A 19,503-nucleotide genomic window follows, 5' to 3' on the forward strand; every position below is an offset into this window, starting at 1 on the left:
TTTGACCTTTGACTTGCTAGAATGCGCCACGCCTTAAATTTCAGGCTTAGCATTAGATTCGCTTATTTTGATGCGGCGCACAACCTTTGGATAGATTGCGTAACGTTTTTTTGATTTATATAATCTGTAACCTGCACTTGGGGGATAAGTGCTACAGCAGAAAACACTAAGATGAACCTGTTTTCTGATGAGTGCTTTTAAATATAATCGCTTGTTGTCAGGGAGACCTGTGCAAGCACTATAAAAGAGTGTGTAGAGCCGTGAAAAGTAATAGACCTGTGAACCTCGATTTATCGACGATAAAATTACCTTTATCAGCTTTAGCCTCGATAACCCACCGTGCGAGTGGTGTTATCTTGTTTGTTGGCTTGATTTTTATGTTCTGGGCCTTTGACGTATCTTTATCTTCAGCCGAAGGTTTTGATAGTGTGAAGGCAACATTGCAGCAAAGCTTTCTAGCTAAATTTGTTCTTTGGGGAATGCTTTCCGCTTTGGCTTATCATTGCCTAGCGGGTGTTAAGCACTTAATTATGGATATGGACATTGGTGTAAACCTTGAAACTGGTCACTTAATGTCAAAAAGCGTATTTGTATTAGCGGCTGTATTCATTGTATTAGCGGGGGTATGGGTATGGTAACTAATATTACTAACTTTGGTCGCAGTGGTTTAGCTGACTGGTTAATGCAACGTGTAACAGCTGTTATTATGTTGGCTTACACTTTGTTTTTATTAGGTTTTTTCTTGACAAACAGCAACCTTAGTTATGAAGTTTGGTCTAGCTTATTTGAGGGTACAGCAATGCGTATCTTTAGTTTGTTAGCTTTGCTTTCAATTGCAGCGCACGCCTGGATAGGTTTGTGGACTGTAGCGACCGATTACATTAAGCCAACAGGCATCCGTGTGATTTTTCACTTGGTGGTTGTTTTGGCTCTTTTTGCCTATGTAGTTTGGGGCGTTCAAGTTTTGTGGGGAGCTTAATCCATGTCATCACTTCGTACTATGGAATTTGATGCCATCATCGTTGGTGGTGGTGGTGCAGGTCTGCGTGCTGCACTTCAGTTAGCACAGTCTGGCCGTAACACAGCAGTAATTTCTAAAGTTTTCCCAACACGTTCACACACGGTGTCTGCACAAGGTGGTATTACTTGCGCCATCGCTTCTGATGACCCGAACGATGATTGGCGCTGGCATATGTACGATACCGTTAAGGGTTCCGATTATATCGGTGACCAAGACGCTATCGAATATATGTGTAGTGAAGGCCCTAAAGCGGTGTTTGAGTTAGAGCACATGGGCTTACCTTTCTCACGTACTGAAGAAGGTCGTATTTATCAGCGTCCTTTTGGTGGTCAGTCAAAAGATTTTGGTAAGGGTGGTCAGGCTTCGCGTACTTGTGCTGCTGCTGACCGTACTGGTCACGCACTGCTGCACACGCTTTATCAAGGTAACTTGAAAAACGAAGCAACCTTCTTGAATGAATGGTATGCCGTTGATCTTGTTAAAAATGCTAAAGGCGATGTAGTGGGTTGTATCGCTATTTGCATTGAAACAGGCGAAAATATTTACATTAAGTCCAAAGCAACCGTGCTAGCAACGGGTGGTGCAGGTCGTATTTACGCCTCAACTACTAACGCACTTATTAATACGGGTGACGGTGTAGGTATGGCGTTGCGTGCTGGTTTGGCGATGCAAGATATGGAAATGTGGCAGTTCCACCCAACGGGTATTTACGGTGCGGGTACGCTGGTTACTGAAGGTTGCCGTGGTGAAGGTGGTTACTTAATCAATAAAGATGGCGAGCGCTTTATGGAGCGTTATGCGCCCAATGCTAAAGACCTTGCTGGTCGTGACGTTGTTGCACGTTCTATGGTTCTAGAAATTCTAGAAGGCCGTGGTGCGGGCGAACACGGTGATCACGTATTCTTGAAGCTAGATCACTTAGGTGAAGAAGTTTTGAATAAGCGTTTACCGGGTATTTGTGAGCTGTCTAAGACATTTGCTCACGTTGATCCAGTAAAAGCCCCGATTCCTGTTGTCCCTACTTGTCACTATATGATGGGTGGTATTCCAACCAACGTTCATGGTCAAGCCATTACTATTGACGCGCAGGGTAACGACAAGATCGTTAATGGTTTGTTTGCTTGTGGTGAAGTGGCGTGCGTATCTGTACACGGTGCTAACCGCTTAGGTGGTAACTCATTGCTTGACTTGGTTGTGTTTGGTCGTGCAGCTGGTTTATACATCGAAGAAGCATTAGACCAAGGTATTCAGTATGATGCGGCTTCAGAATCTGATGTTGAAGCCGCATTAACACGCATGAATCGCTGGAATGAGTCTAAAAGTGGTGAGTCAGTTCATACGTTACGTACTGAGCTACAAAACTGTATGCAGAACTATTTTGGCGTATTCCGTGACGGTAAGTTCATGGAAAAAGGTATCGATCAGCTAAAAGATTTGCGTGAAAGAATTGGTAAAGCGCATCTACAAGATAAGAGTCAAGCATTTAACACAGGTCGTATTGAAGCACTGGAATTGGATAACTTGCTTGAAGTGGCTGAAGCAACCGCTATCTCTGCTTATGAGCGTCGTGAAAGCCGTGGTGCTCACAGCCGTAATGATTTCACCGAACGTGATGATGAAAACTGGTTGATGCACTCTGTTTATTCACCTGCCACTAAAACCTTGAGTAAGCGTGCGGTTAACCGTGCGCCTAAAATAATTCAAGGCGATATGTTGAAGCATTTTGAGCCAAAAGTGCGTACCTACTAATCAGAATTTGATGTTGGGAGAGTAAAGATGCTTCAGGTATCAGTTTATCGCTACAATCCGGAAACGGACAAAGCACCCTATATGCAAGACTTTGAAATCGACACCAAAGGTAAAGATATAATGGTGTTGGATGTATTGCATCTAGTAAAAGAAAAAGATAATGGTATGTCTTATCGCCGTTCTTGCCGCGAAGGTGTGTGTGGTTCAGACGGTGTTAATATGAATGGTAAAAATGGTTTGGCTTGCATTACACCTTTGTCTGATGTAGTGAAGAATAAAAAGCTAATCATTCGGCCGTTGCCTGGCCTGCCTGTTATTCGTGATCTAGTGGTTGATATGACGCTATTTTATAAGCAGTATGAGCGTATTAAACCTTTCTTGATTAACGATACGCCAGCACCGGGTATTGAGCGTCTGCAATCACCTGAAGAACGTGAAAAGCTAGATGGTTTGTATGAATGCATTCTTTGTGCTTGTTGTTCAACAGCCTGCCCATCGTTTTGGTGGAATCCTGATAAGTTTGTTGGCCCATCCGGTCTATTGCAAGCTTACCGTTTCCTGATTGATAGTCGTGATACGGCAACAAAAGAGCGTTTATCTGGTTTAGATGATCCATTTAGCGTATTCCGCTGCCACGGTATTATGAACTGTGTTGCGGTTTGTCCTAAAGGTCTAAATCCAACACGCGCTATTGGTAATATTCGCAATATGTTACTAAGTAACGCTACTTAGGTCGTATATTGTTAACGCGACTTTACTAAGCCGAAAGTCGTGGGTAAAACCCTGTACCTCTACTGTCTGTTTTTTTATAGGTGGGGTACAATACTCAAGACGAAGCCAGTGCAAGTCACTGGCTTCTGACTAAAATTTAGTAACCATCAGGGGATACGGGTTTTCCCCGTTTGTTCGCAGCGGCCAGGGGACTGAGAAGAAATTGACTCGGTGGTCAAAGCGAATGGACTCCCCTTCATGCAGGGTGATAACAGAATGCAAGAAGGCAGCATGGAGTTAATGTGGAATTCTTCCCATACTTATGGGGGCAACATCCACTATATCGAAGAGCTCTACGAAGAGTATCTTAACGACCCTAACGCCGTACCGGAGCAATGGCGTGAGTATTTCAATAAGCTCCCCCGTCCGGAAGGCGCATCCGCGCAGGATCTTCCTTTAGCACCTGTTCGTGATCATTTCTCCCGTTTGGCCCGCCAACGCGTCTCTCGCACTGCCAGCAGCAGCGCCGATAACCTTAGCGATAAAAAGCAGGTTAAAGTGTTGCAGCTTATCAATGCCTATCGTTTTCGTGGTCATCAACAAGCTAGCTTAGATCCGCTTGGGCTTATGAAACGTAACCCAATAGCTGATTTAGAGTTAAGTTTTCATCAGTTAAATACCGATGATTTAGATCAAGAATTTCAAACTGGCTCGCTTTTTATTGGTAAAGAGAAAGCAACGCTGCGTGAAATTCATGAAGCTGTTCAGCAAACTTACTGCAACACCATTGGTGCAGAGTTTATGCACATAGTGGATACAGAAGAAAAACGCTGGTTGCAACAACGTTTTGAATCTGTGCGCTCTAAGCCTGACTACAGTCCAGAAGTGCGTAAACATTTGCTAGAACGCTTAGTGGCTGCTGAGGGGCTAGAAAATTACTTAGCCTCTAAATATCCGGGTACTAAGCGTTTTGGTTTAGAAGGTGGTGAGTCTTACATTCCTATGATGGATGAAATTATCCAGCGCTCCGGTTCTTACGGTGTGAAAGAAGTTGTTATAGGCATGGCGCACCGTGGTCGTTTGAATACATTAGTTAACCTTCTAGGTAAAAGCCCTGCTGACTTATTCGAAGAATTCGCTGGTAAAATAGTGGTTAAATCAGGTTCAGGTGATGTTAAGTACCACCAAGGTTTTTCATCTAATGTGATGACCTCTGGTGGTGAAGTTCACCTAGCGATGGCATTTAACCCTTCTCACTTAGAAATTGTTTCACCTGTAGTGGAAGGTTCAGTACGTGCTCGCCAAGACCGTCGTGACGATGCTGAAGGTCAGCTTGTTCTACCTATTTCTATTCATGGTGACTCGGCTTTTTCTGGTCAGGGTGTGGTGATGGAGACGTTCCAAATGTCTCAAACCCGTGCTTATAAGACCGGCGGTACAATTCATATCGTTATCAATAATCAGGTTGGTTTCACTACGGCTAAACCTGAAGATACACGCTCATCTGAATACTGTACTGACGTAGCAAAGATGATTTCTGCGCCTATTTTTCACGTTAATGGTGATGATCCAGAAGCAGTACTTCACGTTACGCAAGTGGCTGTTGATTACCGTATGCAGTTTAAACGCGATGTAGTTATCAACCTAGTTTGTTACCGTCGTCGTGGTCACAATGAAGCGGATGAGCCATCCGGTACTCAGCCATTGATGTACCAGAAAATTGCTAAACATCCAACGACACGTACGCTTTACGGTGAAAAACTTGTTCAAGCGGGTTTAATTTCTGCAGAACAAAATAAGCAGTTAAGTGATGTTTACCGCGATGCACTCGATAATGGTCAGCACGTTGCTAATTCATTAGTGTTAGAACCTAACAAGGCGTTATTTGTTGATTGGACACCTTACTTAGGGCATGAATGGACTGCTGAGTATGACACCAGCGTAGAAATGAAAAAGCTACAAGAGCTTGCCGGTAAAATGTGCGAAGTTCCTGAAGATTTTCAGATGCAGCGTCAAGTCTCTAAAATCTACGAAGACCGTCGCAAAATGCAAGCCGGTGCTATGGCAATTAACTGGGGTTTTGCTGAAGTATTAGCCTATGCAACCTTGGTTGATGCTGAACTGCCCATTCGTATTACGGGTCAAGATGTCGGTCGTGGTACTTTCTCACACCGTCACGCTGTATTACACGACTTTAATGATGCCCGTGTTCATGTGCCGCTACAAAACATGAAGCCTAATCAGTCTAAGTTCATTATCCATGACTCTTTCTTGTCTGAAGAAGCCGTGTTAGCGTTTGAATATGGCTATGCTACAACTAAGCCTGATACTTTAGTGATTTGGGAAGCGCAATTTGGTGACTTTGCTAACGGTGCTCAAGTGGTTATTGACCAGTTTATTTCTTCTGGTGAAACCAAGTGGGGACGTTTGTGCGGTTTAACCATGTTACTACCGCATGGCTATGAAGGTCAGGGTCCAGAGCATTCTTCTGCACGCCTAGAGCGTTATTTGCAACTGTGTGCTGAGCATAATATGCAAATTTGTACGCCAACGACACCGGCACAAATTTTCCACCTATTACGTCGTCAGGCATTGCGCCCACTGCGTAAGCCTTTGGTGGTAATGTCACCAAAAAGCCTGTTGCGTCATAAAGATGCCACTTCAACGCTAGAGGATTTAGCTAACGGTCACTTTGAATGCGTGATTGGTGATAAGGGCAACTTAGATGCAAAGCAAGTTAAAAAAGTGATTCTGTGTGGTGGTAAGGTTTACTACGATCTAGCTGCTAAGCGTGAAGAGCAGGGTATTGAAGATACAGCAATCATTCGTATTGAACAGCTGTATCCTTTCCCAGAAAAAGACTTAGAAGCAGAAATGGCTAAGTATACTAACCTTGAAAGTGTGGTTTGGTGTCAAGAAGAGCCACAAAACCAAGGTGCGTGGTACTCAAGCCAACACCATATGCGTAATGTATTTAACCTTATTAAGCCTGAACTTAATCAGAAGTTTAGCTTTGCTGGTCGCCCTGCTTCTGCAGCACCAGCTTCAGGTTACGTTAGTGTTCACGTAGAGCAGCAAAACCGCTTAGTTGCTGATGCTTTTGAAGCTTAGACTTAAAAATAGGCTTTAAAAATCAGCAGCAAATAAACTTCAGCTTCCGAGCCTATAAAGGCTCGGAATACAAGAATAAGTAGGATAGGCATAACATGGCTATTGAAATTAAAGCTCCAACTTTCCCTGAGTCAGTGGCTGAGGGCAGCGTAGCAACTTGGCACAAGCAGCCAGGCGAAGCGGTAACACGCGACGAAATCATTGTTGATATCGAAACCGATAAAGTAGTTTTAGAAGTGCCAGCCCCTGCGGATGGTGTGTTAGAAGAGATTTTAGTAGAAGAGGGTGGCATTGTTGTTTCTGAACAGCTACTGGCGCGGATTAAAGAAGGCGCTGTTGCAGCACCTGTAGTTAAAGCTGAGAAAGCACCAGCTTTAACAGAAGAAGCCGAAGTAGTTGGTGATGTACGTGTAGCACCTGCTGCGCGTAAGCTTGCTGCTGAAAAAGGTTTAAACCTAACTAGTGTTAAAGGCACTGGTAAAGGCGGTTTAATCACTAAAGAAGACGTTATGAATGCTGGCTCAGCGCCAGTTGCTAAAGCGCCGGTTGCTAAAGCACCTATTCAAGTGAATGTTGCACCCGGTGAGCGCATTGAAAAGCGTGTTCCTATGAGCCGTATGCGTCAAACCATTGCTAAGCGTTTGGTTCATGCACAGCAAACAGCCGCCATGTTAACAACTTACAACGAAGTTGACATGAAGCCGATCATGGAATTACGTAAACAGTACAAAGATTTGTTTGAAAAGCGCCATGACGGTGTACGTTTAGGCTTTATGTCGTTTTTTGTTAAAGCAGCAACCGAAGCACTAAAACGCTTCCCAGATGTTAACGCTTCCATTGATGGTACTGATATTGTTTATCATGGCTACCAAGACATTGGCGTAGCTGTTTCTACACCACGCGGCTTGATGGTACCAGTATTACGTGATTGCGATACGATGAACTTGGCTAATATTGAAGGCGCTATTGCTGATTTAGGTGCGCGTGGCCGTGATGGTAAAATTGGTATTGAAGATTTACAAGGTGGTACTTTCACGATTACTAACGGTGGCGTATTTGGTTCGTTAATGTCTACACCTATCATTAACCCACCACAAACGGCTATTTTGGGTATGCATAAAATCCAAGATCGTCCAATGGCTGTTAACGGTCAGGTGGTTATTCGCCCAATGATGTACCTTGCGCTTTCTTATGACCACCGCATGATTGATGGTAAAGATGCTGTACAATTCCTTGTGACTATTAAAGAACTCTTGGAAGATCCAGCGCGTATTTTGCTGGATGTATAAAGTCTGAAAGTGTATAAATCCTGCTACTCTGAAACAGGAACAGAAATTATGTCTGATAAATTTGATGTTGTAGTAATTGGTGCTGGTCCTGGTGGTTATGTTGCTGCTATTCGTGCTGCACAGCTAGGCCTAAAAACCGCTTGTATTGAAAAGTGGATTAATAAAGACGGTAAAGATGTCTTAGGTGGCACTTGCTTAAACGTGGGCTGTATTCCTTCTAAAGCATTGCTAGAAGCGTCACATAAGTTCCACGAAGCCACGCATGATTTTGATACTTTTGGTATTCAAGCGACTGACGTTAAAATGAACGTCCAAAAAATGATTGATCGTAAAGATAAAATCATTGGTCAGCTAACCGGTGGTATTGAAGGTTTATTCACGGCCAATGGCGTTAAGCGCTTTATTGGTACGGGTAAATTATTAGCCGGTAAAAAAGTTGAAATAACCGCTCACGATGGTAGTACTCAAATTTTAGAAGCGGGCAATGTGATTATTGCTTCAGGTTCTGTGCCAGTCGAAATTCCGCCCGCACCTTTAACCGAAGGTTTAATCGTTGATTCAACAGGCGCATTAGAATTCACTGAAACGCCTAAGCGTTTAGGCGTTATTGGTGGCGGTGTTATTGGTTTAGAACTCGGTTCTGTTTGGAGTCGCCTAGGTTCTGAAGTGACCGTCTTTGAAGCTATGGATACGTTTTTAGCTTCATTAGACCAGCAGATCGCTAAAGATGTGAAGAAATCACTGACTAAGCAAGGTTTGCAAATTGAGTTAGGTGCGCGTGTAACGGGTACTACAATCAATGATCAAGAGGTTGAAGTAACCTTTACTGATGCCAAAGGTGAGCACAGCAAAGTGTTCGATAAACTAATCGTTTGTGTGGGTCGTAAACCTTTCACACAAGGCGTATTAGCCGATGATTCTGGTGTTAGCTTAGATGAACGTGGCTTTATTTTTGTTGATGACAATTGCCGCACTTCAGCACCGGGCGTTTATGCCATTGGTGATGTTGTACGTGGTGCTATGTTGGCGCATAAAGCATCTGAAGAAGGTGTTGCCGTTGCCGATTTAATCGCTGGTCATAAAGCAGAAGTAAACTACGATGCAATTCCTAGTGTGATCTATACTTTCCCAGAAGTGGCTGCTGTTGGTAAAACGGAAGAAGAACTTAAAGCATCGAATGTTCCTTATAAAACAGGTGTTTTTCCTTTCGCGGCGGCTGGTCGTGCTATGACTAACAATTGCACTGAAGGCATGGTTAAAATTTTGGCACACGCTGAAACGGATCGTGTTTTAGGTATGCATATTTTTGGGCAAAATGCCGGTGAATTAATTCATACAGGTGTTATAGCCCTTGAATTCGCTTCTTCAGCGGAAGATCTGGCGCTGATGTGCTTTGCACACCCAACGCTTTCTGAAGCCGTACATGAAGCAGCGCTGGCTGTGGATGGTCATGCTATTCATATGCCTAATCGTAAGAAACGCTGATTTTCAGCAAAAAGCTTTAAGTTTTGTGCATTAGTTTAGAAAGGTTTGTGAGTTGATCTAATAAATAACTCACGGGGGATACATCCAGCTAAAGGTTGGTATTAACTGGCTTTTGGTTGGGTGTATCAAGATCGCAAGTAACAAATATAAAATGGCATTGAAAATATGAACCTGCACGAATATCAGGGTAAAAAACTGTTTGCTGACTACGGTCTGCCAGTTTCTATCGGTTATGCTGTCGATACTCCAGCAGAAGCCATTGAAGCTTGTAAAAAAGTTGGTGGCGATAAGTGGGTCGTTAAGGCTCAAGTTCATGCTGGTGGTCGTGGTAAGGCTGGTGGCGTAAAGCTCATTAAATCTGTTGAAGAAGCAGGTGCATTTGCTGAGCAATGGCTAGGTAAAAACCTAGTAACCTACCAGACTGACAAAAATGGTCAGCCGGTTAGCAAAATTCTAGTTGAGAGCTGTACCGATATCGCTAATGAGCTTTATTTAGGTGCTGTTCTTGACCGTGCAACACGTCGCGTGGTTTTCATGGCCTCGACTGAAGGCGGTGTGGAAATCGAAAAAGTTGCTGAAGAAACGCCAGAAAAAATTCTGAAGGCAATCATTGATCCTTTAGTGGGCGCTCAGCCTTACCAAGCGCGTGAATTAGGTTTTCAATTGGGCTTAAATGCCGAACAAATTAAGCAATTCACTAAGATATTCTTAGGTTTGTCTAAATTGTTCACTGACAAAGACTTAGCCTTGCTAGAAATTAACCCGCTAGTTATTACTACCGAAGGCAACCTACACTGCCTAGATGCTAAAATTGTTCTTGATGGCAACGCCTTGTATCGTCATAAAGATTTACAAGAAATGCGTGATCCTAGTCAAGAAGACGAGCGCGAAGCAACGGCTGCTAAGTGGGAACTTAACTATGTCGCACTTGATGGCAACATCGGCTGCATGGTAAATGGTGCTGGCTTGGCAATGGGTACTATGGATATCGTTAATATCCACGGTGGCGAGCCTGCTAACTTCCTAGATGTTGGCGGTGGTGCTACTAAAGAACGCGTTGCTGAAGCATTTAAAATTATTTTATCTGACAGTAATGTAAAAGCAGTATTAGTTAATATTTTCGGTGGTATCGTGCGTTGCGATATGATTGCTGAAGGTATTATTGGTGCTGTTGAACAGGTTGGCGTTAAAGTACCTGTGGTTGTCCGCCTTGAAGGTAACAACGCAGAACTGGGTTCTAAAAAATTGGCTGAAAGCGGTCTAAACATCATTGCGGCCACTAGCCTAACGGATGCAGCTCAGCAAGTTGTTAAAGCGGCGGGAGGCAAATAATGAGCGTATTAATTAATAAAGATACCAAAGTAATCTGTCAGGGTTTCACTGGCGGTCAGGGTACATTCCATTCTGAACAAGCCATTGCTTATGGTACAAAAATGGTGGGTGGTGTTACTCCAGGTAAAGGTGGTACGACTCACCTAGGTTTGCCTGTTTTTAACACTGTTAAAGATGCCGTTGAAGCAACAGGTGCTGAAGCTTCTGTTATCTACGTTCCGGCGCCTTTTTGTAAAGACTCTATCTTAGAAGCGGCTAACGCTGGTATTAAGCTAATCGTTGCCATTACTGAAGGCATTCCTACTTTGGATATGCTGGAATGTAAAGTGAAGTGTGATGAGCTAGGTGTTGTTTTAATCGGGCCTAATTGTCCAGGTGTTATCACACCTGGCGAGTGCAAGATCGGTATTATGCCTGCTCAAATTCACCTGCCAGGTAAAGTAGGTATCGTATCGCGTTCAGGTACTTTGACTTATGAAGCCGTTAAGCAGACGACCGACTACGGTTTTGGTCAGTCGACTTGTGTTGGTATTGGTGGTGACCCTATTCCAGGTTCTAGCTTTATCGATATTCTAAAGCTATTCCAAGAAGATCCTAAAACTGAAGCGATTGTCATGATCGGTGAAATTGGTGGTTCTGCTGAAGAAGAAGCGGCGGCTTACATTAAAGCTAACGTAACTAAGCCGGTTGTTTCTTACATTGCTGGTGTGACTGCACCTGCTGGTAAGCGTATGGGTCATGCTGGTGCCATTATTTCTGGTGGTAAAGGCACAGCAGACGAAAAGTTTGCTGCATTAGAAGACGCGGGTGTTAAAACTGTGCGTTCTTTAGCTGATATTGGTAGCGCACTAAAAGAAATTACCGGCTGGTAAGTTTTAGCTAAATTTTTTCTAGTAAAGCAAACCGCCTACTTTAAAAAAGTAGGCGGTTTTTTGCTTTTTATGGCTAGTTGTTTGCGATTAAATCATGGGTTCTCTTTTTTCATAGGCTCAGGATTTTTAATTAAACGTGCTGCAAAGGCTTGCAAGCGAGGCGCTCCAATTAAAATAAGTACAAAAGCGATGGGCCAAGCAATGTAAAAAGAGTGTAGCCAACGCCAAAAAAAACCACTATCAAAACCAGTGTTCACTAAGGTGATTACACAAGTCATTATCGTAACCATGTAAACCGACATAATGGTTGTGAACACATAGCGAGCATAGCGTGCAGGAACAAGCATTGTTATCTCCGTGGTTATTTTAGCATCTGCTTATTTTAACGAATTAGTTTTAGACTTGTACAATACTTTTCCTTTATTTAATCAATAGCTATCTTTGTCGAGTAAATAGCTTAATAGGCAGGTTTTATAAATGCTAGCCTTGAAATTTTTTAGGCTGACCCCATTACTTTGAACAGGTTTTTATTTAATCAACTTTAATACTTGAATTTTAATAGCTAGGAGTTCGCTGATAATGAGTCAGACAGAAAAACAAACACTTGGTTTTCAAACTGAAGTTAAGCAGTTGCTACATTTAATGGTGCATGCACTTTATTCTAACCGTGAAATTTTTCTACGTGAGCTTATTTCTAACGCTTCAGATGCTTGCGACAAACTGCGTTTTGAAGCCATCGCTAAGCCTGCTTTGTTGGAAGAAGATTCTGAATTAAAAGTAAAAATCAGTTTTGACGAAGTGGCTAATCAGTTAACACTAGCAGATAACGGCATCGGCATGAGCCGTGAAGATGTTATTGCTAACTTGGGTACCATTGCGCGTTCTGGAACTTCAGAGTTTATTCAACAGTTAAGTGGCGATCAGAAAAAAGACTCTAGCTTAATTGGTCAGTTTGGTGTGGGTTTTTACTCAGCGTTTATTGTGGCTGATGAAGTGACTGTTGAAACGCGTAAAGCTGGCACAGCAGCAGAAGAAGGTGTGCGTTGGACATCTAAAGGTGATGGCGAGTTTACAGTTGAAACCATTAACAAAGCCATACGCGGTACTAGCATTACACTAACCTTAAAAGAAGATGCTAAAGAATACGCGAATGGTTACCGCTTACGTAATGTGATTCAAAAATACTCCGATCACATTGGTTTGCCTATTCAGTTGCTTAAAGACGTTGAAATAGATAGCGAGTCTGAAAGTGCTGAACAAGCAACGGCGGTTGAATGGGAAACCATTAATAAAGCCAATGCTTTGTGGACACGCAGCAAAAATGAAATTAAAGAAGAAGAATACAAAGAATTCTACAAGCACGTAGCCCATGACTTTGAAGCGCCTTTAGATTGGAGTCATAACAAGGTAGAAGGCAAACATGAATATACTTCGCTGCTGTATATTCCTAAACGTGCGCCTTTTGATTTATACCAGCGTGAAGCACCGCGTGGCTTAAAGCTTTATGTGCAGCGTGTGTTTATTCTTGATAATGCTGAGCAGTTCTTGCCGCTTTACCTGCGCTTTATTAAGGGCGTGGTTGATTCTTCTGACTTACCGCTGAATATTTCGCGTGAAATTCTGCAACAAAACCCACAAATTGACAGCATGAAGTCGGCATTAAGCAAGCGTGTATTAAGCCTGCTAGAAAAAATGTCTGAAGATCAAGACAAGTATTATGAGTTTTGGAAAGCGTTCGGTCAGGTGCTTAAAGAAGGTCCTGGTGAAGATTTTGCGAACCGTGAACGCATTGCTGGACTGCTGCGTTTTAGCTCAACCGAACAGCAAGAGCAGCGCGTTAGCCTAGCCGATTATGTTAGCCGCATGAAAGAAGGCCAAGATAAGGTTTATTACCTGATTGGTGAAAGCTTGGCGCAGGTTAAATCTAGCCCACACCTAGAAGTTTTCCGCAAAAAAGGCATTGAAGTGCTGCTGTTAACCGACCGCATTGATGAATGGTTAATGAGCCACCTGAACGAATTTGACGGTAAATCTTTAGTAGACGTAGCCCGTGGCGATTTAGACCTAGGTTCGCTGGATACTGAAGAAGACAAAAAAGCCCAAGAAGCTGCGACTGAAACTAAAAAAGATTTACTTGAACGTATTAAAAAGACGTTAGAAAATCGCGTTAGCGAAGTGCGCGTTTCAACGCGTTTAACGGATTCGCCCGCAGTGCTAGTGATTGGTGCTGGTGATTTAGGTTTACAAATGCGTAAAATTTTAGAAGCGTCTGGTCAAAAAATGCCGGATAGCAAACCTATTTTAGAAATCAACCCTAATCACCCTTTGATTGAGCGTTTAGAAGCGGATACTAAAGAAGCCAGCTTTAATGACCTAGCCGCGCTACTTTGCGATCAAGCAGCATTGGCGGCGGGTGAAAGCTTGGAAGATCCTGGTCAATTTGTACAAAGATTAAACCGTTTGTTATTAGATTTAGCCAGTAAGTAAGCAATGTAAGTTTGTCGCGCTCGGTTTAAATACCGAGCGTTTTTGTAGTTGTTCTGGACACTTGGGTACTCAATGGGTAAAGTTCACCTATTAAACATCATAATGAATTAATTAAGATGGAGTGGGTAGTGGATCGTAGAACACTTTTAAAGTCTTTATCTTTGTTAGGTTTTGTTGCCTTAGGTAGCGGTACAATACTGCGTCAAGCAATGATGACTGATAAATTACAAAAAAGTTTTGGTATGGGTGCGCTGCAAGGAGAGTGGGCTGCTAATAATTTACAATATGGCATGGAAGATATTTTACCCACCGAACTGAGTGAAGCATTATCCGTTGTTCACCAGCAAGCGGCTGCTCAAGCAGTTGCAACGGGTGTAACCGAAGCGGAAACTAGAACACGTTATTTTGAAAGTGTGTTTGACGACGATTATTTTTTACCTGAAGATAAACGTGAAACCATGTTGATGGCTTATCAACGTTTGGATCGTTTACAATCTTTTGTCGGTCACGGTAATTTTAATCTATTATCTTTTGATGAAGCATTAAAGTTTGCCCGTAATTATTCGGACATTGGTAACTTTACGCCAGCCGAAATGAACTTTTTAGATGAACTCTATCACATTGATGCTCGTTTGTATGGTTTTTATGGTGATCGTGTTTTAAATACTTTAACCAGTCGCATTGTTAAGACCGATGTGGAAAGTGTTGGGCGCACAGGACATTATTTATTTAAAGGTAAGTCAATGGTCTTTTATGATCGTTTACTTAAAGATGTAGGTGATGATTTAGTGTTAACTTCAGGTGTGCGTAGCATGGTTAAGCAGCTACACCTTTTCTTAGCTAAAGCTGAACAATCAGCCGGTAATATGTCTAAAGCTTCACGCTCGCTCGCCCCTCCAGGTTACTCCTATCACGCTGTTGGTGATTTTGATGTCGGTAAAGTAGGCTTTGGTTATCGTAACTTTAGCGATGATTTTTCTGAAACAGATGTTTATAAGCGACTACAAGATTTAGGTTTTGTAGAAATACGTTACACCACAGATAATAATTTTGGTGTGCGTTATGAACCTTGGCATATCCAAGTTAGCTAACTATTTTTTATTGATTAATCCATTGGTCACTCTTTCACTAGGTGGCTGGTTTTAAAAAGTAAAAAAGGAATCTTAGTATGCAAGCTCCTTCTGTAAAAACGCCTGTTATTTTCCCTTTGTTAATTGTTTTTTCGTTACTGATTGGGTTATTTGCTTTAGTGAGTGAATGGCTGACATCTAAATCACCAGCAGATCAAGCAATGACGACTTTTAAGTTGGTATTAGAAGACCCGCTTTATACTTTGCCAGATTATCGTGAAATTACTCATATACCTGCGCGTAAAGCTGCTTTTTTTAAAGCTTTATTGCCGCTAGCGCTGTATGAAAATGCCCGCATTAGTTCGCAGCGTAATCAACTAGCATTGGTTAAACAGCAGTTGCAGCAGGGTAAAGTATTGAATGATGAAATTTTAAAGTCCGTCACTCATATCGCCAAAAATTATGATTTGGAATGGCCGTTAAGCGATGAGGAATGGATTACTTTAGAGCGTCGAGTGCATCAAGTGCCGGTTGATCTAGTGTTAATGCAGGCTGCCAATGAATCTGCTTGGGGTACTTCGCGCTTTGCGCGTGAAGGCAACAATCTTTTTGGGCAATGGTGTTTTACTCAGGGTTGTGGATTAGTGCCTGCTGGACGTGATGCGGGTAAAAGCCATGAAGTGCAAAAATTTGCTACTGTTTTAGAAAGTGTGCAGGCTTACATGAATAATATCAATACCCACCGTGCTTACCGTCAATTGCGTGATTTAAGAGAACGTCTTTATGTTGTGGGTCAAGACGTGAAAGGTGTTGATCTAGCACCGGGTCTATTAAGCTACTCTGAGCGCCGTCAAGCTTATGTAGATGAATTAGTCGACATGATGAACAGTAATGCTAAGTACGTTGACCATGCTATGCAAGAAGTTGGACTGCCTTTTCTTGAGCAATAGATTTTAACAGCAGATTTTAACAGCAGGTATTCTCTGTTAAGGACGCAGTAGTAGGTTACAATAAGCGTCAATTAAGTTTATTGAAAGTGTAAAAGTAAAGGATTTTCATGGCTAAAGGTCTTATTGTTACCGTGCTAGGGGGTGGCAGCTTCGGTACTGCTTTGTCATCTATCGCTGCTAATAACGGCTATACAACGCGTTTATGGGTGCGTGACACAGCCTTAGCAGCGCAAATTAATCAAGAGCATCGTAACCCTCGTTATTTGTCTGATTTAGAATTACCCGCCAGCATTAAGGCAACAAGCTCTTTAGAAGCAGCATTAGACGGCGCTGGCTTAGTTTTTATGGCGATTCCAAGTAAAGGTTTTGGGCAAGTATTACAGCAAGCGCTACCTTTTATGAATTCAGAGCAAATTTTAGTCAGCACAACCAAAGGTTTTGAAGAAAAAGGCTTTAAATTAATGAGCCAAATTTTACAAGAAACCACTGGCTTTCAACATTTGGGGATTTTGTCAGGGCCTAATCTTGCCGGTGAAGTTGCTAAAAAATACTTAACGGCAACCGTTATTGCTAGCCCTGATGACTTAACGCGGATTACTGTGCAGCAAGTATTAGGTAATCATTATTTTCGCGTGTATGCCAATACTGATATGTATGGTGCTGAGTTGGGCGGCGCACTTAAAAACATTTACGCCATTGCTGTGGGTATGGCAGTGGCCTTGGGCATGGGTGAAAATACTAAAAGTATGTTAATGACGCGTGCCTTGGCTGAGATGAGTCGTTTTGCCGTCAGCTTAGGTGCGAATCCCATGACTTTTTTAGGCCTTTCAGGTGTTGGCGATTTAATTGTTACCTGTTCATCGCCTCTTTCTCGTAATTACCGTGTTGGTTATGCTTTAGGTGAAGGTAAAAGTTTAGATGACATTGTTGCTGCTTTAGGCCAAGTTGCTGAAGGTGTAAACACGGTGCGTTTAGTTAAAGCTCAAGCCGATAAAATGGGCATTTATATGCCATTGGTGCAAGCCTTGTACCTTGTTTTATTTGAAGGCCATAACCCTAAAGAAATGGCGAGCTCTTTAATGGGGCGTGAACAAAGTACCGACGTTGAATTTGTTCTGCCGCATGATGAAATGCTAAAGTCCGCTAAAAAGATTACCCGCATAACGCATTAACTGTGGAGGTTAATTAAAATGACAGAAAAAAATATGAAACAATGCTTAAAAGATGAAAGCTTTTGGTTACGCTTGCCTTTTATGTTGTTGTTTTTTATTGTTTGGCGGCTCACAGAATTAGTTTTAATCGGTATTATTTTAGTGCAAATTGTTTTTCGATTGTTTAAAGGTGAGCCTCAGTTGCAATTATTACAGCTAGGTTCGCAACTCACCCTTTTTAGTTATCAAGTGTTTCGCTACCTAACTTTCAATACTGAAGCTAAGCCTTTTCCATTTGCCGATTGGCCCAACGCTCAAGCAGCGGATGCTAATCCTTATGTGCCTAGCGAAGCAGTTAATGAAGATGCAACGCCCAGCGAAAAATCAATTAATAAAAGTTAATAGCAGCTAAGCCTGCTTTGGAAAATTTTAAATGTGGAATAATATGCTTTGGCCCTTAGCTGCAATGCAGCAGGGTATTGATCTAGTCAATCGTCAAATGTTGGCTAACCAATGCCGTTTACTGCGTGATTACTTAGATGGCTTTAAAGCTGTGGGTCGCCTTCCCCATGATATGGAAGGCATTAGCTTTAAAATTAATGGTTGTGATTCTGAATTAATTAGCCCTAAAGGGAGTTCTACTCAACGTTATGTTTTGTATTTGCACGGTGGTGGTTTTGCGCTGGGTTCTTTAGACACGCACCGTGAGCTAGTGACTGCTTTTGCGCGCAATGCGGATGCACGAATACTGGCCATTAATTACCGTTTAGCGCCAGATTATCCTTCGCCAGCAGGTTTAGACGATTCATTAGCAGCTTATCAATGGCTTGTTGACCAAGGCGTTACAGCGGATCGTCTGGCTGTTTGTGGCGATTCTGCTGGTGGTGGTTTAGCCGTTTCTCTACTGCAAAAATTACATGAACAAAAAGCGCCTCAACCAGCAGCCTGTGTGCTTTTATCACCTTGGGTTGATTTGTCTTGTTCAAGTCAGTCGATGGATTTAAATGCTGCAACAGATCCGATTCTAAACCGTGTACAAATGCACGCTTTTGCTGAGCTTTATGCTAATAAGCTGCCTTTAGACAGCCCTGAGATTTCGCCGTTGTTTGGTAATCTTTGTGGCTTAGCACCTTTACACGTACAGGTTAGCTCGCAAGAAATTTTGCGTGATGATGCAAGGCGCTTAGTTGAAGCCATTCAACAGCAAGGTGGTCAAGCAGAGCTTAACGAAACGCCTTGGATGCCCCATGTTTGGCAGTTGCTTTACCGCTATTTACCGCAAGCGGCTACAAGTGTTCGCCAAGCTTCACGTTTTATTAAGCTGCAAACGGCTGGTTAGAATTTTCTCTAAGCATTGGCGTGTTTGTTCTGGGTGTTCTAATGGAAACATATGTCCACCCGGAACGCAGTGCATTTCAAAACCCATTTTGCGTAAGCGTTGCTCGCGTTCGTGAGTGATTAAATCGCTTGATTCGCCACGAATAATACTGGCTGGTACTTTAAGTTTGCGGTGACTGCCCGTTAAATTATCTGCCAAATGACGAAAAATGGCTATTTCAACAGCCGGACTAAACCTTAATTGAATACCACCCGTTGCGCGTGGTTCTGTACCAAAATTAATGTAATCTTCTAAGGCTTGTGGGTGAAAATTTTTAAATAATTTTTTATGGGTAAAGTATTTTATCGCTGTGGCTTGGTCGGGAAAGTGGCTGCGTCGTCCTTTGGTAATGCCTGCAGGTGTTATTTTATCAATAAATCCAAAGCGTTTACCCAGCTTTAAACCTAGGCTATCAATGCCGGTTAAAATGGGTGGATCCAATAAAATGATTTGCGAAAAACGTTCGGGTGCTTTTAAAGCCGCCATGTAAGTAATAGCACCACCTAGCGAATGCCCCACACCTATTACTGGGTGATGGTTACAGGTTTGGTCTAGGTGCTGCAATAGTTCATCAACTAAAGCCTGCCAATTGTGATTAACCGGAAAGTCTGGTTGATGACCTAAACGATCCAGTACTTTAACTTGCCACTGGCTTTGCATTGGTTCTAATAAAACACGGTAACTTTGTCCCGGAAAGCCATTAGCGTGTGCAAAATGTAGAATAGGTCGACTCATGCGTAATCCTTAATTAGGATAAAAATAAGTCGATAGTAGAACGCTTGTTTTAATTAAATGCAAGGCTTGCTAATTTTGAATCTGGCTTTAATCTGAGTCGTCCCTTTAATCTTATTAAGAGTAACCCAGCATGACTAACGAAAAACCTCAACGTAAAACAGC

At 42.5% G+C, this 19,503-nt stretch carries 17 protein-coding genes; 15 read left to right on the top strand and 2 right to left on the bottom strand.

Going from position 1 to position 19,503, the window contains the following annotated elements:
- The first annotated feature begins 260 nt into the window (after positions 1–260).
- From sdhC to sucD, 9 genes are all read left to right on the top strand, one after another.
- Complete coding sequence (sdhC, locus tag VJY63_RS09375; protein WP_324050231.1) at positions 261–638, top strand: succinate dehydrogenase, cytochrome b556 subunit; 378 nt, start codon at positions 261–263, stop codon at positions 636–638.
- Positions 632–979 (top strand): succinate dehydrogenase, hydrophobic membrane anchor protein, encoded by a 348-nt coding sequence (gene sdhD, locus VJY63_RS09380; protein ID WP_324050233.1) that lies wholly within the window; start codon positions 632–634, stop codon positions 977–979. Before sdhC ends, sdhD begins: the two co-directional genes overlap by 7 nt.
- Before the next feature lie 3 nt (positions 980–982).
- Positions 983–2,770: a succinate dehydrogenase flavoprotein subunit gene (gene sdhA / locus VJY63_RS09385; protein WP_324050235.1), complete on the top strand. Its 1,788-nt coding sequence runs from the start codon at positions 983–985 to the stop codon at positions 2,768–2,770.
- Between the two features lie 27 nt (positions 2,771–2,797).
- Complete coding sequence (locus VJY63_RS09390) at positions 2,798–3,502, top strand: succinate dehydrogenase iron-sulfur subunit (protein ID WP_324050237.1); 705 nt, start codon at positions 2,798–2,800, stop codon at positions 3,500–3,502.
- Between the two features lie 255 nt (positions 3,503–3,757).
- Positions 3,758–6,592 (top strand): 2-oxoglutarate dehydrogenase E1 component, encoded by a 2,835-nt coding sequence (locus tag VJY63_RS09395; RefSeq protein WP_324050427.1) that lies wholly within the window; start codon positions 3,758–3,760, stop codon positions 6,590–6,592.
- Positions 6,593–6,687: 95 nt separating this feature from the next.
- Positions 6,688–7,881: a 2-oxoglutarate dehydrogenase complex dihydrolipoyllysine-residue succinyltransferase gene (gene odhB / locus VJY63_RS09400; RefSeq protein ID WP_324050239.1), complete on the top strand. Its 1,194-nt coding sequence runs from the start codon at positions 6,688–6,690 to the stop codon at positions 7,879–7,881.
- 48 nt (positions 7,882–7,929) lie between these two features.
- On the top strand, positions 7,930–9,366 hold the full coding sequence (lpdA, locus tag VJY63_RS09405; RefSeq protein WP_324050241.1) for a dihydrolipoyl dehydrogenase: 1,437 nt from the start codon (positions 7,930–7,932) through the stop codon (positions 9,364–9,366).
- A 165-nt stretch (positions 9,367–9,531) separates the two neighbouring features.
- The gene (gene sucC, locus VJY63_RS09410; RefSeq protein ID WP_324050242.1) at positions 9,532–10,698 is read left to right on the top strand and encodes an ADP-forming succinate--CoA ligase subunit beta; all 1,167 of its coding nucleotides are present in this window, start codon (positions 9,532–9,534) and stop codon (positions 10,696–10,698) included.
- Complete coding sequence (gene sucD, locus VJY63_RS09415) at positions 10,698–11,570, top strand: succinate--CoA ligase subunit alpha (RefSeq protein WP_324050244.1); 873 nt, start codon at positions 10,698–10,700, stop codon at positions 11,568–11,570. The genes sucC and sucD overlap by 1 nt, the downstream gene beginning before the upstream one ends.
- A 92-nt stretch (positions 11,571–11,662) precedes the next feature.
- Here the strand turns inward: sucD and VJY63_RS09420 are convergent, their stop codons facing one another.
- Positions 11,663–11,917, bottom strand: a complete 255-nt coding sequence (locus VJY63_RS09420; protein WP_324050246.1) for a DUF2798 domain-containing protein — start codon at positions 11,915–11,917, stop codon at positions 11,663–11,665.
- Positions 11,918–12,149: 232 nt separating this feature from the next.
- On the opposite strand from VJY63_RS09420, the gene htpG reads away from it, so the two are divergent.
- From htpG to VJY63_RS09450, 6 genes are all read left to right on the top strand, one after another.
- On the top strand, positions 12,150–14,057 hold the full coding sequence (gene htpG, locus VJY63_RS09425) for a molecular chaperone HtpG (RefSeq protein ID WP_414674846.1): 1,908 nt from the start codon (positions 12,150–12,152) through the stop codon (positions 14,055–14,057).
- 128 nt (positions 14,058–14,185) lie between these two features.
- Complete coding sequence (locus tag VJY63_RS09430) at positions 14,186–15,148, top strand: M15 family metallopeptidase (protein WP_324050248.1); 963 nt, start codon at positions 14,186–14,188, stop codon at positions 15,146–15,148.
- A gap of 77 nt (positions 15,149–15,225) precedes the next feature.
- Entirely contained in the window at positions 15,226–16,077 is an 852-nt protein-coding gene (locus VJY63_RS09435) for a glucosaminidase domain-containing protein (RefSeq protein ID WP_324050250.1), read from the top strand.
- 107 nt (positions 16,078–16,184) lie between these two features.
- On the top strand, positions 16,185–17,249 hold the full coding sequence (locus VJY63_RS09440) for an NAD(P)H-dependent glycerol-3-phosphate dehydrogenase (RefSeq protein ID WP_324050252.1): 1,065 nt from the start codon (positions 16,185–16,187) through the stop codon (positions 17,247–17,249).
- 18 nt (positions 17,250–17,267) lie between these two features.
- Positions 17,268–17,630: a DUF4389 domain-containing protein gene (locus VJY63_RS09445; protein WP_324050254.1), complete on the top strand. Its 363-nt coding sequence runs from the start codon at positions 17,268–17,270 to the stop codon at positions 17,628–17,630.
- Positions 17,631–17,661: 31 nt separating this feature from the next.
- Complete coding sequence (locus tag VJY63_RS09450) at positions 17,662–18,567, top strand: alpha/beta hydrolase (protein WP_324050257.1); 906 nt, start codon at positions 17,662–17,664, stop codon at positions 18,565–18,567.
- On the opposite strand, the gene VJY63_RS09455 is transcribed toward VJY63_RS09450, so the two are convergent.
- Complete coding sequence (locus VJY63_RS09455; protein WP_324050259.1) at positions 18,535–19,341, bottom strand: alpha/beta hydrolase; 807 nt, start codon at positions 19,339–19,341, stop codon at positions 18,535–18,537. The genes VJY63_RS09450 and VJY63_RS09455 overlap by 33 nt on opposite strands.
- Positions 19,342–19,503: the final 162 nt, after the last annotated feature.

The organism is Marinospirillum sp. (assembly GCF_035271045.1).
Lineage (GTDB): Bacteria > Pseudomonadota > Gammaproteobacteria > Pseudomonadales > Halomonadaceae > Marinospirillum.